We start from the raw sequence: 14,737 nt of genomic DNA, 5'->3' as shown, positions 1-14,737 counted from the left end.
CTTTTATGCGTCTACCATACCACGAATCATCGCGGGAAAGAAATCATGAGGCCAAGCTGGATGCTGTAAAAAAAGCGTTCACCGACGGCGGCGAACCGGTTGTACGGGGACTACGTCAATTGGTTGAGGGCATCCAGGTGGCGGAGGGGATTCCGCCGGAGGTGCGGAAATGGAGCTGTCCGCAGTGTGGGACGCGCCATCTCAGGGACGAGAACGCAGCCCTGAACGGGTTGGCGCAAGTGCTTGAAAAGCTAGAGGTGCCCTGCTCGGGCCGTTTGGGAAGGCGGCATAATCAACGGCGATCAAACGGGGCAACCTGATCACACCGGCTTTTTTCGCAGCGTGCGGGCCGTGACAGGGTATACCGAGGCCGCCCATGGCTTCTCTTCCACCCCATTCATGTTCGATTCCATTTCCTTGACTGTTTATCACTCTATACTGTAAAATGCATTATAGAAATCGATACAGGAGGGATCGGAATGGACAATGTCTCTCGGGCTAAAACCGAGTTGATTCAAGCGTCTCGGGCGTTGCGAGATGCCGGCTTGATGTTTCGCGGGTATCATGCCAACTTGTCGGCGCGGATCTCTGAAGATGCGATGATCTTGACAAAGGGCGGCAATGTTGACCATCTCGACGAGGACAGTTTTGCAGTGGTTCGCATCGACGGTACTGTCCTTGAGGGAGAAGTTGCTCCAGCCCAAGCGGAGATTATCCACATGCATGCCGCGGTCTATCGCGAGCGTGCTTCGGTCGGCAGCGTCATCCATACCCATGCGCCTCACGCCACAGTCTTTGCCGTCGCCCATCAACCGATTCCGATTGTTTACGAACCTTTGGTCCGCTTCGGAGTGACCGAAACCATTCCGGTCCTACCATGGGCGCCGCGGGGGTCGGACGCTTCGGTAAACGGCATTATCGACATTGTGAAGGGACACCCGGGTGTATCGGCGGTGCTCTTAGCGAATCACGGCGTGCTCGTGTTTTCGCGTAGCCCTGTTGAAGCGGTTCAATTGTTGGCCACTCTCGATGAGGCAGCCGAATTGATTTTGAACGCGCGGTTGATCGGCGGAGAAAAGCACCTGCCCAATGAGGCCTTTGGACAAATTGAACAGCGGATGCGAGAATTCGCTGGTGCCGAGAAGTAACCACTTTTTCCCGGTGATGCCGCCGCTCATGGCGGCTTTTTTTTCAATATCTCCACAACCAAAGCCGATCGGGTCGGGGCTTGGCCTGTGGGAATGGGGATGACATGTTAGATGGAGTTCAATTCGAAACAGAACCGCCATTTGCCCGCTTTTTTGCTTTTATTTTTGTTGGATGGAGAAGTGCACGGCGGGGCGCTGTGGAACCGCATCAGGACAATGCTACCCGAAGAGTGGAACATCGACAGTGGTGCCGTATACAGGGTCTTGAGAGACCTTGAACAGCGTGGCTCGGTGCAATCGACGTGGAGTATGGATGAATCGGGCCCTCCCAAGCGCGTCTACTGTATCACCGATGCAGGGAAACAAGAATTGATGTGGTGGCGCAAGGACATCCAGTTGCGTAAGCAAAACTTGGAGTCCTTTTTGCAAATGATTGATAAGCACATCCGAGCGGGCGCGTTAAAACTGGAAGGAGACGGAAATGGAGAGTAACGGTATGCCAAGGGCATCGCTCGAAAAAGCCGGACAGTCACACGAACCGGCAGCACATCGATGGTTGGTGTTTATCAGTGTCGTGATCGGTACGTTCATGGTCAATGTGGACAGCAGTATTGTTAACGTGGCGGTGCCGGTGTTACAGCGGGATTTTCATGTTGGGCCAGGGGCCTTACAGTGGGTCATTTCCGGGTATCTGCTCGTGGTCACCGCCATGTTGCCAATGATTGGCGGAATGTCTGATCGGACCGATCGACGAACATGTTATATTGCCGGGGTGACCGTTTTCAGCTTAGGATCCGCTTTGTGTGCATGGTCGACCGATGTGGACCAACTGATCGTTTTTCGCCTTGTTCAGGCGCTGGGTGGCGCGGCCATTATGGGCAACGTTATGTCGATCATTTCATACACATTTCCGGCCGGTCAACGCGGGAGACCTCTTGGCTTGGTCAACAGTGTTGTGGCTGCAGGGACCATCGTCGGTCCTGCGCTGGGAGGTGCCTTGACGGCGGCCGTTGGCTGGAAATCCATTTTCTGGGTGAACATTCCGCTCGGCATGATTTCTATCGTGATGAGCCTCGCATTCTTGAGGCGCATGTCCACGAATCGTTCCATGGCGCGATTTGACTGGATGGGCTCGTTGTGGTTCTTTGTTGCCATGGCGGGAACGCTTCTTTTTTTGTCGAATGGGAACAGTTGGGGATGGATGAGCGGCAGGAGCATCATGGCGGGTGGTCTAAGCATCGGAGCATGGCTTCTGTTCATGATGCGCGAATCGCGTATTCGCGAACCTCTTATCGACCTGCGGCTGTTCCGTTCCGCCCGGTTTGCCATTGGGAACGTCGCAGGTTATCTTTCGTATGTCATCATGATGTTCCCCACGTTCATTCTGCCGTTGTTCCTTCACCAGGTGATGCACGAGCCGATAGCGCATGTCGGATTGCTCATGACGTCCCAAGCTGTTGCGATGATCCTGATTTCCCCGGTGGCGGGTTGGTTGACAGACAAATATGGCCCGAAATGGCCGACGACGGTCGGCATGGCAATCGTGACCGCGGCTTTGCTGTGGATGGCGGGGTTCGGAAGCGGCACTTCGAAGCCGGCCGTCGTCGCGGCACAGGCCCTGTTTGGCCTGGGGATGGGCTTGTTTACCGCCCCGAACAACGTGTCGATTCTGGAGAGTGTGCCGGTGGCGCAAACCGGGCTCATCGGGAGTCTGCTGGCCACCATACGAAACTTTGGACGGGTGTCCGGTGTGGCGCTTGCCGTCGTGTTGCTTGAGACGGCGATCGGAACATCCTCTCATTACAGTGAATCGGCGCTCGTTATCGGTTCGAGGATCGCGTTCGGGAGTGCCGCGATCCTTGGTGCCGTGGCCACGTTGCTCATTTCGACGCGCATGGCGGCATCGTCGAAAACGACAGTCATCTGATAAATCTGCTCGGGAAGCGTCGACCCGGAAAGGCTCGACAGGGAGCCGACTCATTCATGGGCCAAAGTGGGGGGAGGTTCCGGGTCCTGACGAGGCTGATCCTTGGAGCTGTACGGACGGGCCGTTTCGGCCGTGGCTGGGAGAAAAACCGCAATGACCAAGGCATACAGGAGGGAACCAAAAGGATGCGGATCACGGAAGGCAATCTCTTTTCCGCCATGCGGCTGGTGCTTCCCGAACACCGGGACATGGCGGAACGGATGGAGCGGGAGGCGAACCGACGCCGGGAGCCGGAGTTGACGGAAGACCAGTTAGCGGAATTGCGGTATGTGCTGGCCGAAGCGGTGGAAACCGGGAGCCGGGTGCGGATCATGCTGTTTGGACCGGATGAGGATGAGGTATGGGAAGGGGTTCTGGTGCTTCGAAACGGCAGGGTGTATCTGGATGATCACTCCGGGAAGAAGGCCGGGTGGTGGGTTCCGAAAGGGCGGAAATGAAAAGTTGATCTTGATCGCATTCTCAAGACCTCTTTTTGCTATTGCGTAATCTTGAAACGTTTGGTATGAAAAGTAGGTGATTGATTTTCGCTGTATGTTAGTGGGAGAGCCACCATCGTAAGGGTGTGACATCTGCGCATGCAAATTGGGGAGCGTTTTCTGAAACGCGGTCTATTGACAAAGGATCAGTTGGACAGAGTTTTAGAGGCGCAGCAGCAGACAGGCGGGAGAACGGGATGGCTTGCGCTGAGCTTGGGGTACATAACCTCGCGGGAATTGTTGCAAATCCTGGCGGAGCATTATCACCTTCCATTTTTGGAAAACGCGAGTGAGCATGCGAATTTGGTTGACATTTCCTTAATTGAAAGAGTTTCCTATCAGGAAGTGCTCCGTTATCAAACACTGCCGGTTCGGCGGGTTGAAGATCAGCTTGAAGTGTGGACCATCTATCCGGGGTCGGAGTCGGCCTTAACCTGGATCAAAGACACATACCAGACAGAACAGATCTCGGTGCGGGTGATTGGCGAACGCGATTTCTTCGAACTTGTCAGGCGTTTTTGGAAGGTTGACTTGGTCAAGTGGGCTGCGGACGGCCTGTTCTATCGGTCGCCGGAGGAATCCGCCCGGGAAAGGCTCGGTCGGTCACAACGGATTGTCATGAGTATTGCTCTTGTGGTTTTTATCGTGGTGGCATGGCTTTTTCCGACAAAGGTTCTTTTGGGCTCTTTTCTTATCCTGCAAGGAATCTACCTGCTTCAGTGGGTGTTCAAGGTCTGGCTGACTTTGGGACACAAGGACGTTGTCCTTGATCTAGAACCCATCTCCCGACTGCCAAGATCCGAGTGGCCCGTGTACAGCATCTTGGTGCCCTTGTATCGAGAACCGGAACATGTCTTGAGACAATCGATTGAAGCGATCAAAAACCTGGACTATCCGCCGAACCGCCTTGATGTCCTGTTGCTTGTGGAAGAGGACGATCGACAGACGATTGAATATCTGAAACAATGTCGGCCGCCAGGGCATTTTCGGTTTGTGTACATTCCGCCGCTGGGGCCCCGGACCAAACCGAAAGCATGCAACTACGGCCTTATGTTTGCTCGGGGGAAGTACCTCACCATTTATGATGCGGAGGACATTCCGGAACATGACCAATTGTACAAAGCCCTGGCAGGGTTTCAGGCTTGGGGGGATGACACCATTCTGCAGTGTGCCCTGCAATTCTACAACAGCAGACAGAATTTATTGACCCGGTGGTTTGCTCTGGAATACGCCAATTGGTTTGACATCCTGCTTCCTGGATTGCACGGGTGGCGGTTGCCGATTCCGCTCGGCGGCACAAGCAACCATTTTCCTGTGGAGACGTTGCGTCAGATTGGCGGGTGGGATGCCTATAATGTAACGGAAGATGCGGATCTTGGGATGCGGGCGGCAAGGTACCGAATCAAAGTGCGAATGTTGCCTTCCACAACCTGGGAGGAAGCCAACAGTCTTCTCATGAACTGGCTGCGGCAACGGGTTCGCTGGATCAAAGGATACATGCAGACAACGCTGGTGTATACGAGGCGCCCTGTTCAGATGTTCAAGAATTTCGGTTTCAAACAATACGGGGCGTTTCTTTTGTTTGTGGGCTCTGTGAGGTGGACCCCATTGTCAAGACATTTTTTTGGCCCTTTTTAAAGTGTGTTGAGATTCCTGAATTTGGATATGGACGCCGGACCTGTTTTCCATTTCTGGATCATCCCTCGATCATTCTGGTGGAGGAGCCCCCCTTCGTCGTTGGTGCTCGTTCTTGGCAGGAGGATCCCCCTCCTTGGCGGAGGGGCCCCCTCTAGAGCCCGAACACAGAGGCCGGCGTCACGTATCCCAGGGACTGGTGCGGGCGCTTGTGGTTGTAGAACTCCAGGTATCTGGCGATCCCTTCCCGAGCCTGTTTCGGCGTTTGGTAGTCGTGAAGATACACCTCTTCCTGCTTCAGACTCCGCCACAGGCGCTCGGTGAAGATGTTGTCCAGGGCTCGACCCCGGCCGTCCATGCTGATCCGAATCCCATGATTTAGCAGGACGTCCGTGTACTTCGGGCTGGTAAAATGACTTCCTTGGTCGCTATTCATGATCTCCGGCGTCCACTGCCGCAGGGCCCGATGCAAGGCCTTGAGAACAAAATCCATATGCAGGGTTTGATCCAGCTCATAGCTGACCACGTAACGGGAGTACCAGTCCAGGATCGCCACCAGATACATCCAGCCATGCGCCATGCGGATATACGTGATGTCGATGCCCCAGACCTGATTCGGACGCTCGATCTTCAAGCCGTGCAACAGGTAGGGATACACCCGGTGTGCCTGGGCGCGCCGGCTCAAATTGGGACCCGGAGTGATGCCGGCAATCCCCATTTCCCGCATATGACGCTGGACGGCCTTGCGGTTGACGGTCCAATGTTCACTGCGTAAAATGGCCGTGATGCGCCGGGAACCGTAGAACGGATGCTCCGTGTAGATTTGGTCAATCCGGTGTTTGAGCCTCACCTCCTCCTCGGATGGTCCGACCGGCCTGTAGTACAGGCTGGACCGATTTAAGCCCAGAAGCTCGGCCTGAACGGCGAGCGGGAGTTCACGTTCTTGGAAATCGATGAGAGCCAGCCTGTCCTCTCGACTGAGCGAGGCGAGATTTTTTTTCCAACCAAGACAATTGTGTGCTCAGGCGACCGACCTCCGCATACAATTCTTGGATCTTGTCTTCATATTCTGAACGAATTTTTGCCAGCTGTTTATTCTCAGGTTCAAACGCTTGTGGCCAGTTTTCCAAGGCGATATCCCGCCACTGGCGGAGTTGATTGACATGAACACCATATTCGGATGCCAATTGCGAGAGCGTCTTTTCCTCTTTGAGAATTTCCAGGACAACTTTGGTTTTGAAGTCAGTATCATACTTTTTTCTCGGCATGGACCTACCTTAAAATCTCCCTTCTTGTTGTCCAGTTTCTTGGGTCCATTATACTGCACCTTTGACCCTTTTGACGAATCTGATTTTGTGGGCGCTGTTTTTGAATTACACGTTCTTTCATTACGGCCCGGACCTACTCTTTACGGATCCCTGGGTGCGCTGGCCCGCGACAGTTTCGTTTGTGTTCGGCAATACGGTGATGGTCCTGCTGGCCGTATGGGGGGGCTGGAAGAGGGGATACAAGGATTTCCTGTGGTGGGGGTTACTGATGCCGATTTACTGGCTGTTGCACTCCATCGCGAGTTACTGGGCGCTGGTGGAACTGCTGACGAAGCCTCACTATTGGTACCGGACGAAGCACGGGCTTGCCGGTCAGGTCGTCGATGTGCCCGAACGGCAACGGGCCTCGGCGTCGTCATGAGTATCTCGGTCACAGAGTTTATCGAAAGGAACGAGCGAGGGCAGTCTCCCGGAATGAGACAGCCCTCTTTGCGGTTATTATTGAATCCCGAAAGTCTGAGAGGCCAGTTGTTGCTCTGCTAAAGCAACAAGTTTGCGGGTAATGTTTCCTCAGATTGCCCCGGTATCCCGCGTCGTCATGGTTCCCCAATAATCATCCGCCGGCACCTGGATGCCCAGTTCCTGGGCCACGTCGTACTTTAACTGATCCAGGGCCCGGAGAGCGCCCGGGACAACGCGAGTATTCCTCTTTTGGCCACGTGCCATTGTACAACACCTCCTGACTTTTGCCACTTATCTTCCCCGGAAACAGTCTTCCGTATGTAACGATCGCAGGCTTTCTTGCGCACTCAGATGATAACTCGGACATTCGCATAAATGGGCAGATTCCTTGGCATAATAATCCAGAAGTGATCTTTAGACGAGACTTGGTGGGGCAATGCGGGGAAAACGTGCAAGGCGGCAAAAAGAGAAGCGGAAGAAAAACATCAGTTGGTCTGCTCCCGAAGTCCCGCAAGGTTACAACGAGTTGTCCAAAAGCATTGACGAGATGTATGGTCGACTGGCTGAAGTGTGGGGGCATTGTGACGACGTCCGGTTTCGCTGGGTTCAGGTCGGGAACCGCAGGGGTTTTGTCGTATGGATTTACACCCTGATCGGAAAAGAACTGGCCCAGGAGGGGCTCCTTGAACCACTTGCCACCTGGGATGGACCCGATATATCCTTGGATGGTCTCGAACGGGTCCTGCAAACGGTTTCCTTGAACACGGTGAAGACCGTAAAAGAAATCAATGCAGCGATTGGGAACGGCCAGGCGGTTCTCTGCGTTGACGGCTTTGATCGGGCCGTGGCCATGGACGTGATGGACTTTCAGGGCCGGGCGCCGTGGAGAAGGCAACCGTGGAGTCGGTGGTACGAGGGCCTCAAGAAGGATTTACGGAGAGCTTGCAAACCAATCTCGGGCTCATTCGCCGCCGGCTCAAGAGTCCCCGGGTAAAAGTGGAATACATGACGCTCGGAAGAGTCTCCAAGACAACGGTCGCCCCCGTTTACATTCAGGGTATCGTGAAACCGGGGTTTGTGGAAGAATGTCGGGAACGCCTACAGCGGATCAATGTCGATTCCATCCTCGATTCTGAGTACATCGAGGAACTGATCGACGACGCCCCTTTTTCCCCCTTCCCCACAATTGAGTACACGGAACGGCCGGATCGCCTGGCTGCCGAGGCTCTCCAGGGGCGCGTGGGAATCATTGTCGACGGCAGTCCGAATGCGCTTTTGGTGCCGGCCATTTTCGTCAATTTTTTACAGTCTCCGGAAGACTATTTTGAACGATATACGATGGCCGCGGCGGTTCGATTACTCCGGCACCTTTTCTTTTGGATGGCCCTCCTGCTGCCGGCCACTTACGTGGCCTTGTTGTCCTACCATCAGGAGATGATTCCGACAACCCTCTTGATGACTCGGATGTCAACCCACGAACAAATTCCTTTCCCGTCGGTGGTGGAGGCCCTGATCATGGAGATCACCTTCGAGGCCCTGAGGGAGGCGGGGATTCGCCTGCCGAAAGCTGTGGGTCAATCGGTGAGCATCGTCGGGGCCCTGGTGATCGATGAGGCGGCTGTTGCCGCCGGAATCGTGTCGCCGGCGATGGTGATCATCGTGGCCCTGACCGGGATTGCTTCTTTTACCATACCCAGTTACAACATTGCCATTACACTGCGGATCTTGCGTTTTCCTATGACTATCATGGCCGGGGTGCTTGGTCTGTACGGGATCATTATCGCGGTGCTCATCTTGTGGACTCACCTGGTTTCCCTGCGTTCCTTTGGGGTTCCGTACCTGTCGCCGATTGCGCCCTTTATGTGGCCCGACATCAAAGATGTATTTACCAGGCCACCGTGGTGGCAGATGCGCCACCGTCCAAAAACCATGGAGTCGGTAGATTTGACCAGGAGCGCGGGTATACCGAAGCCCCTGCCGGGTCAGACAGAACAAGATCCGCCATAAAAGATAAAGATTGAAAATCCTTGGAGGGCCTATGCATACACAGCAACTGTCCCGCGTACAGTTCGTAATGTTGAGCATTTGGCTCTTTCTGGGTACTGGGTTTCTGACATTGCCGTTTGCCATTGGACAATTCACCGTTCGAGACGCTTGGATCGTTCCTTTCCTTTTTATACCTCAGGGGGTAATCGTGGCAGGGGTGATTACGTGGTTCCGACAGACGTTTCCCGGACAATCGCTGGTTGAGGGCTGTCACACAGCTTTCGGCCCGTGGTGGGGAAGGATCCCTAGTTTGTGGTTTTTGATCATGACGCTCGTCGTCGAATGTTTCGTTCTTCGCGAAGTGGGCCTGTTTCTGACCACCACGGTCCTGCCTTCGACCCCGGAGTATGTTGTGAACGCGATGTTCCTTATTCCCGTTGCGTACGCAGTATATCAAGGTGTGGAAGCAGTTGGGAGATTGGGGGAGACCATTACGCCCATCGGGATGGGTATTACGCTGGTTATATCGGTACTCTCCATGCAGTATGCGGATCCTTCTCATTATCACCCCGTTTTAGCAGATGGCTGGACGCCTATTCTGCGAGGCAGCATTGTGGTATGGATGTACGCTTGGCTGTTGCTGTTTGTTCTGCAGCTGGGCGAGGCAGTTCCACAACGGTTGGGAAAAGATCTTGTAATCATGGTTTTGATTATTACGTCAGTAGGGCTTGTAGCGGAACCTACAATCTGCATGGTACTGGGCCCGAGCGCAGCTTACTCTCTTTATCCCATCCTGGAGGTGGTGCGGACGATTCGGATTGCCGATTTTCTGGAGCGATTGGATACGTTTTACGTGATGGGGGTCGTCGTGGGTATCTTTTTACAGTGTTCTTTTATCCACTATGCTTTAGTAACGGGTATCAGCCAATGGACTGGGCTAGGGCATTATCGGCCCGCTGTATGGAGCGGTGCGGTTTTGGCCTGGGCGGGCAGTATTTTTTTTATACGGAACGAATCAATGTTTCTGGAATATGTTATGTATGTGGGTTGGGGATACCTCACATTCACAGGGATTGCCGTGCCTCTCTTGGCTGTCGTAGTACACCGGTGGCGCCAGCGCCGCAAAGTATGATCCCCCTCATGCCCGGCTCCCGTCCGCCGTATGCCACCGGTGTCGGCACCGGTTTCGATAAACTGCGTAACTTATTACGTTGATGAACGTGATTGAACCGCCCATAGAGGCCATTTGGTGGGCCGATCCATCCGCCGCTTCACTGGGGGACAGTGTGGTCGAGAATATCGCAGTGGAACATCCATTGCCCGGGGGTGTCCGCCGTGAACGCGATAAAAGGCATGGCGACCCTCTACGGGGCGCAGGGCGTCGGGGTGAACCGCTGTCAGAAGACCAACTGCTCGCCCCAATTCCGGGATCCTGTGCAGTGGAAACTGCTGTTCGCCATGCAAGGTATGCAGGACGACCGACAGCTGGATCAAATCCGCGATCCCGGCCCTCTCACCCAGTCCCATGATGGATACGTCAATCACGGCCGCCCCGGCGTCGATTGCCACCAGGGCATGGGCGACAGCAAGCCCCAGATCGTTGTGTAAGTGAACTTCAAACGGTCACCGCAACTCCTGCACGGCCCGGGCTACCCACTTCTGACAAATTGGCGGCTCCCATACGCCCACCGTATCCGCCAAACTGATGCGATTCACGCCTGCTGCCAATGCAGCTTGGGCCACCGTCTCAATGTGTTCCAGGAGGTCCGGGATGCTTCCCCGACAGTCAAGCGAACCTTTAATCCCAGTCTTCTTGCCTCAGTGACCGCGTCGTAAATGAATAGAAATAACAGGGGCTCATCTTGACGGTGTTTTGACGGCGAGGATTGGATAGTGTTCGGATTATTTAATCATATCGGCATGTCGACAAAATTGCTCCTATCATCCCTCTCCAGCCTGGTGGCCTTGCTCACTGTGGGCATCATGGGAGGTATGAGCCTCGCGATATGGACGCGCAATAACGCCAAGCCGGGGTTAATTAACAGTGGTTTTCATCGTGAAGGGATACTCTGCTTGGCAGTCTTTTCTTAGTTGATTCCCTCCTGCCAAGGAGATTTTATGTTCCACGTTGGATACATAAACCCGCTTGTTGATGATAACTTAAATGGGATACCGCGTGTTCCGCCATCCGAATTCACTGACAATATGGCCAAAAGAGTGGAAGGCGGATTCGGAGTTCCGAGGAGGTGGATGGGGGCGGGGCCCATCGTGTCGTCTCCCAACGCTTTTTCGCGATTATTTTGCCGGCGAACCGTGTGAATCATATGTTCGTTCGTGTACCTGCAGCCTTGAACAATTGGTGAACGCTGCCATTTATGTGACGACTGTCACATGAGGGGGTGGGGCTTCATGCTACGGTGTGATTGCGGTCGGCCGACCCGATACATCTCAAGATACGGCTATGCAGGAAAGGGGGATGTTCAATGTCTGCGGTTAAGGTGGATGCTCTTCGGGGGAGGTCAAACCACGGCGACTCGGGCTTGTGGAAACACATTCTATTAGTTGTCGTCCTGCTCAGCTTCACCGTGCTGTTGGCCGGAGGATTTTGGATTTATAAGGAAAAAGCACCGATTCCCACGATGCTCGGAACGGATCACCAACCGCTGGTGTCGAAACAAGATCTTCTTCATGGACAACAGGTATTTCAAAAATACGACCTGATGGATTACGGTTCGATCCTGGGGAATGGCACTTTTTTCGGTCCCGATTTCACGGCGGAGACTCTGCACTTGGTGGTTGTCGCCATGAGGGACGAGAAAGCGAACGAGATGTACGGCAATTCTTACGATAAGCTCACTGCTGACCGTCAGGCCGCGGTGTCCCAGGCGGTGAAGTCGGAGATTCGGGTCAACCGCTACGATCCCGCAACCGACACGCTGACGCTCACGCCGGCTCAAAGCCGGGCCTTGGATCAGGTTCGAGCGTATTACAACCAGCTTTTCACCCTGGGCAATCCCGACCGGGGACTCCAGCCGGGAAGTTTAAACCAGGCGTCCCCGGAGGACATCCGCAGCTTGGCCGACTACTTCTTCTGGACGGCGTGGCTCTCCGCCGTGAACCGTCCAGGGCTTGACTATTCGTACACCAACAACTGGCCCTACGAGCCGGGAGCGGGGAACGAGAACACATTCCACGCCGTGTTCTGGAGTGCGGCCAGTGTCGCTTTTCTCATTCTTATGCTGGCATTCATCCTCTGGGTGTACAACCATTTTAAATTGCAAATGCAGAGTGCCTATGACTCCTCGTTCCCGGATCTCCGCCCGGACAGGGAGGGGATCACCGTGAGCCAGAGAAAGACCGGGAAATATTTTGTCGTTGTCTGCCTGGTGTTTCTCTTTCAGGTCCTGATGGGTGGATTGATGGCTCATTATTACGTGGAGGGAAGCGGATTCTACGGCCTGCCCATCGCTGATTGGCTTCCCTTCAATATTGCCAAAACGTGGCATTTACAGTCGGCCGTCTTTTGGATCGCCACGGCTTGGCTGGGCATGGGTCTTTTCATCGCCCCGATCGTCGGTGGTCGAGAGCCGAAAGGCCAAGGGATCCTGGTGGACGTGCTGTTCTGGGCTCTGGTGGCCGTGGTGGCAGGCAGCTTTACCGGGGAATGGTTGGGTGCCAAGGGGCTGCTGGGCAAGTTCTGGTTCACGTTCGGCAATCAGGGATGGAATTATTTAGAGATGGGACGGGTATGGCAGGTTTTGCTGGTCGCTGGGCTGCTCATCTGGTTGTTTATCGTATGGCGGGGGTTGCGGGATAGCCTGCGCCGGGAAACGGACAAGGGAGGTCTCGTGCACCTGCTGTTTTACAGCGCGTGGACGATTCCTGGTTTCTATATCTTCGCATTTTTGGTGAATCCGACAACCCACATTACCTTCTCGGACTACTGGCGGTGGTGGGTGATCCACCTGTGGGTGGAAGGCGTATTTGAAGTGTTTGCCGTGGTGGCCATCGGATTCCTGTTGGTGACCATGGGTCTGGTGACCCGGGCCTCCACGGTGCGGGCCCTGTATTTTCAAATCTTGATCCTGATGGGAAGCGGCGTGATCGGGACCGGCCACCATTATTATTGGATCGGTGATCCGGCCATGTGGCTGGGGCTGGGGGCTTGCTTCTCCGCCCTGGAGGTGGTGCCGCTGACGCTGCTGGCTGCCGAAGCATACGATCAGTACCGCATGCTTCGCGACGGAGGCCGGGTTTTTCCATATAAGGCGCCCTTCTGGTTCTTGATTTCCACGGCCGTCTGGAACCTGGTCGGGGCAGGGGTCTTCGGTTTTCTGATCAACCTGCCGGTGGTCAGTTATTACGAACATGGTTCGTTCTTAACGGCCACCCATGGCCATACCGCCATGATGGGTGTGTACGGGATGCTGGCCATCGCGCTCATGTTGTTTTCGTTGCGCCGGTTGGTTCCGGGAGCGTTTTGGCCGGAAAAATTGTTCAAGTGGGCAGCGTGGGGACTCAATCTTGGACTTGTCGGCATGGCGTTGGTGACGTTGTTTCCGGTCGGGGTCGAGCAATTGCGAACCACGATGGAACAGGGATTCTGGGCGGCCCGTCAGCTGGCATTCTATCGCCAACCCTTCGTTTACACATTGCTCTGGGCACGGATCGTGCCGGATACGGTCTTTATTGTCGTCGGTGTTCTGCCTCTGGCACTGGGAGTGATTCGGGCATTCCTGCACTTGAAACCGGTCGTGCCCGGAGCGAATCCGGCAATGCCCCAGGGCACGGACGGGTCGGACGAGGTCAACCGCGGGGACAGATCCCCGGCTCCCACGGCGACTGGTGCCGTTTCCGGCAGGTAGTATTCTGTTTGACCCCGGTATGACCAAAGAAAGAAGGGCTCCCTTAAAGCCCCAGGCAGTTATTGGGGCGGACAGGGTTAAAAAGGCTCTTTGCAGTTTGAGACCTTGAGGGGGAGGTCAAGAGATCGTCGAATACCGCAGTGAGGCGAGAATATGCCGTGAAAGCTCTTGACCGACCCGTTGGTAGGATCAGGGGAAGCGGGGAGAAGCCGACGGTAGGGAGGCTTTCCCCTTAATCCCAACTCTTGAATCTATTAGCCTTACACTCACATGATCGACCATAATCGAACGGTTCAACCCACCTCAAACGGCGAAAAGCCGTTTTTTTCTCCCTCCCCGCCAATAAGGCGAAGGGGGGATTTTTTATGGACGACGGTGTCACGGCGCTAGCCTGTTAGGCCAAAACAGACCCGGACGCATTTGCTGAACTAGCCTCGCGCTTTCAACCGCTCATGAAGAAGCTGGCCGCAAAATACTGGCTCCCGAACGATACCGAGGACGAAGTGATTCAGGTTTTGCGGATCGAACTGTGGAACGCCGTGAAAGAATACCGGCCGGGGCGCCCGTTCCAGGGCTTCGCGAAGATGTTCCTGCACAACCGGCTGAAAACCCTTGTCGCCAGAAAAGTGTACGGCGGCAAGCACGTGTTTTTCCGGGAGGCCGTGAGCCTGGAAACAGCCGTGTCGGACCGGACGGCCCAGAGGTCTGTGCCGTCGGCGGAAGATGAGGCGATGGCCAGGCTGATCCGTCTGGCCCTCAAGGAACGGCTGTACGAGGTGCTGGACCAGGCGCTGACCGATCTTGAACGCGAGTGCTTCGTTCGGCGATATATTTTCGAACAGTCCTACAAGCAGATACAAAAAGAGTTGGGGGATCAACAGCCTGGAAGTTCATAAACATCTATAGACGA

General features: G+C 54.8%; 14 protein-coding genes and 2 pseudogenes. 12 read left to right on the top strand and 4 right to left on the bottom strand.

Annotated features, from left to right (window positions below; translation table 11 throughout):
• Window positions 1–5 precede the first annotated feature (5 nt).
• The 6 genes from BTUS_RS19415 to BTUS_RS10665 all read left to right on the top strand — a co-directional run bounded on the left by BTUS_RS19415 (window position 6) and on the right by BTUS_RS10665 (window position 5,249).
• Window positions 6–320 carry a zinc ribbon domain-containing protein gene (locus BTUS_RS19415; RefSeq protein ID WP_456152082.1) on the top strand — a complete coding sequence of 105 codons (315 nt, stop codon included), beginning with the start codon at window positions 6–8 and terminating at the stop codon, window positions 318–320.
• A 159-nt stretch (window positions 321–479) separates the two neighbouring features.
• Complete coding sequence (locus tag BTUS_RS10685; RefSeq protein ID WP_013076089.1) at window positions 480–1,148, top strand: class II aldolase/adducin family protein; 669 nt, start codon at window positions 480–482, stop codon at window positions 1,146–1,148.
• 111 nt (window positions 1,149–1,259) lie between these two features.
• Entirely contained in the window at window positions 1,260–1,640 is a 381-nt protein-coding gene (locus BTUS_RS10680; protein WP_013076088.1) for a PadR family transcriptional regulator, read from the top strand.
• A 4-nt stretch (window positions 1,641–1,644) separates the two neighbouring features.
• Window positions 1,645–3,075, top strand: coding sequence for a DHA2 family efflux MFS transporter permease subunit (locus BTUS_RS10675; RefSeq protein ID WP_245543300.1), 1,431 nt, complete (start codon window positions 1,645–1,647; stop codon window positions 3,073–3,075).
• Between the two features lie 185 nt (window positions 3,076–3,260).
• On the top strand, window positions 3,261–3,572 hold the full coding sequence (locus BTUS_RS10670) for a YolD-like family protein (RefSeq protein WP_013076086.1): 312 nt from the start codon (window positions 3,261–3,263) through the stop codon (window positions 3,570–3,572).
• 138 nt (window positions 3,573–3,710) lie between these two features.
• On the top strand, window positions 3,711–5,249 hold the full coding sequence (locus BTUS_RS10665; protein WP_013076085.1) for a glycosyltransferase family 2 protein: 1,539 nt from the start codon (window positions 3,711–3,713) through the stop codon (window positions 5,247–5,249).
• A gap of 151 nt (window positions 5,250–5,400) precedes the next feature.
• On the opposite strand, the gene BTUS_RS10660 is transcribed toward BTUS_RS10665, so the two are convergent.
• A protein-coding gene (locus BTUS_RS10660; RefSeq protein ID WP_013074454.1) for an IS3 family transposase occupies window positions 5,401–6,514 on the bottom strand; the annotation gives its coding sequence in 2 pieces (ribosomal slippage) (window positions 5,401–6,247 and window positions 6,246–6,514; 1,116 coding nt in all).
• A 100-nt stretch (window positions 6,515–6,614) separates the two neighbouring features.
• Between BTUS_RS10660 and BTUS_RS10650 the strand changes: the two genes are divergently transcribed.
• A complete protein-coding gene (locus BTUS_RS10650; protein ID WP_123809288.1) occupies window positions 6,615–6,935 on the top strand; it encodes a hypothetical protein in 321 nt (106 codons plus the stop codon).
• A 149-nt stretch (window positions 6,936–7,084) separates the two neighbouring features.
• Here the strand turns inward: BTUS_RS10650 and BTUS_RS10645 are convergent, their stop codons facing one another.
• Window positions 7,085–7,240, bottom strand: a complete 156-nt coding sequence (locus BTUS_RS10645; RefSeq protein WP_052300611.1) for an alpha/beta-type small acid-soluble spore protein — start codon at window positions 7,238–7,240, stop codon at window positions 7,085–7,087.
• A gap of 172 nt (window positions 7,241–7,412) precedes the next feature.
• Here BTUS_RS10645 and BTUS_RS18880 point away from each other — a divergent pair, with 172 nt between their 5' ends.
• Genes BTUS_RS18880 through BTUS_RS10635 form a run of 3 tightly spaced genes read left to right on the top strand, consistent with a single transcriptional unit; the run spans window position 7,413 to window position 10,094 of the window.
• Window positions 7,413–7,970, top strand: coding sequence for a spore germination protein (locus tag BTUS_RS18880; RefSeq protein ID WP_245543299.1), 558 nt, complete (start codon window positions 7,413–7,415; stop codon window positions 7,968–7,970).
• Window positions 7,874–8,983: a spore germination protein gene (locus BTUS_RS10640; RefSeq protein WP_245543298.1), complete on the top strand. Its 1,110-nt coding sequence runs from the start codon at window positions 7,874–7,876 to the stop codon at window positions 8,981–8,983. Before BTUS_RS18880 ends, BTUS_RS10640 begins: the two co-directional genes overlap by 97 nt.
• Window positions 8,984–9,014: 31 nt before the next feature.
• The gene (locus BTUS_RS10635) at window positions 9,015–10,094 is read left to right on the top strand and encodes a GerAB/ArcD/ProY family transporter (RefSeq protein ID WP_013076083.1); all 1,080 of its coding nucleotides are present in this window, start codon (window positions 9,015–9,017) and stop codon (window positions 10,092–10,094) included.
• A 139-nt stretch (window positions 10,095–10,233) separates the two neighbouring features.
• Here BTUS_RS10635 and BTUS_RS19285 read toward each other — a convergent pair whose 3' ends face one another.
• Both BTUS_RS19285 and BTUS_RS19280 read right to left on the bottom strand, forming a co-directional pair.
• Complete coding sequence (locus tag BTUS_RS19285; RefSeq protein ID WP_083780166.1) at window positions 10,234–10,317, bottom strand: multicopper oxidase domain-containing protein; 84 nt, start codon at window positions 10,315–10,317, stop codon at window positions 10,234–10,236.
• Between the two features lie 112 nt (window positions 10,318–10,429).
• Window positions 10,430–10,531, bottom strand: a pseudogene (locus BTUS_RS19280) (hypothetical protein); the annotation flags it as partial.
• Between the two features lie 914 nt (window positions 10,532–11,445).
• On the opposite strand from BTUS_RS19280, the gene BTUS_RS10620 reads away from it, so the two are divergent.
• A complete protein-coding gene (locus BTUS_RS10620; protein ID WP_013076081.1) occupies window positions 11,446–13,827 on the top strand; it encodes a nitric-oxide reductase large subunit in 2,382 nt (793 codons plus the stop codon).
• A 425-nt stretch (window positions 13,828–14,252) separates the two neighbouring features.
• Window positions 14,253–14,723: pseudogene (locus BTUS_RS10615) on the top strand (sigma-70 family RNA polymerase sigma factor); the annotation flags it as partial.
• Window positions 14,724–14,737 lie beyond the last annotated feature (14 nt).

It is taken from the genome of Kyrpidia tusciae DSM 2912, assembly GCF_000092905.1.
In the GTDB taxonomy this organism is placed as follows: domain Bacteria; phylum Bacillota; class Bacilli; order Kyrpidiales; family Kyrpidiaceae; genus Kyrpidia; species Kyrpidia tusciae.
Note: the sequence above shows the minus strand (reverse complement) of the source record. Positions and strands in the feature narration are given on the sequence as shown.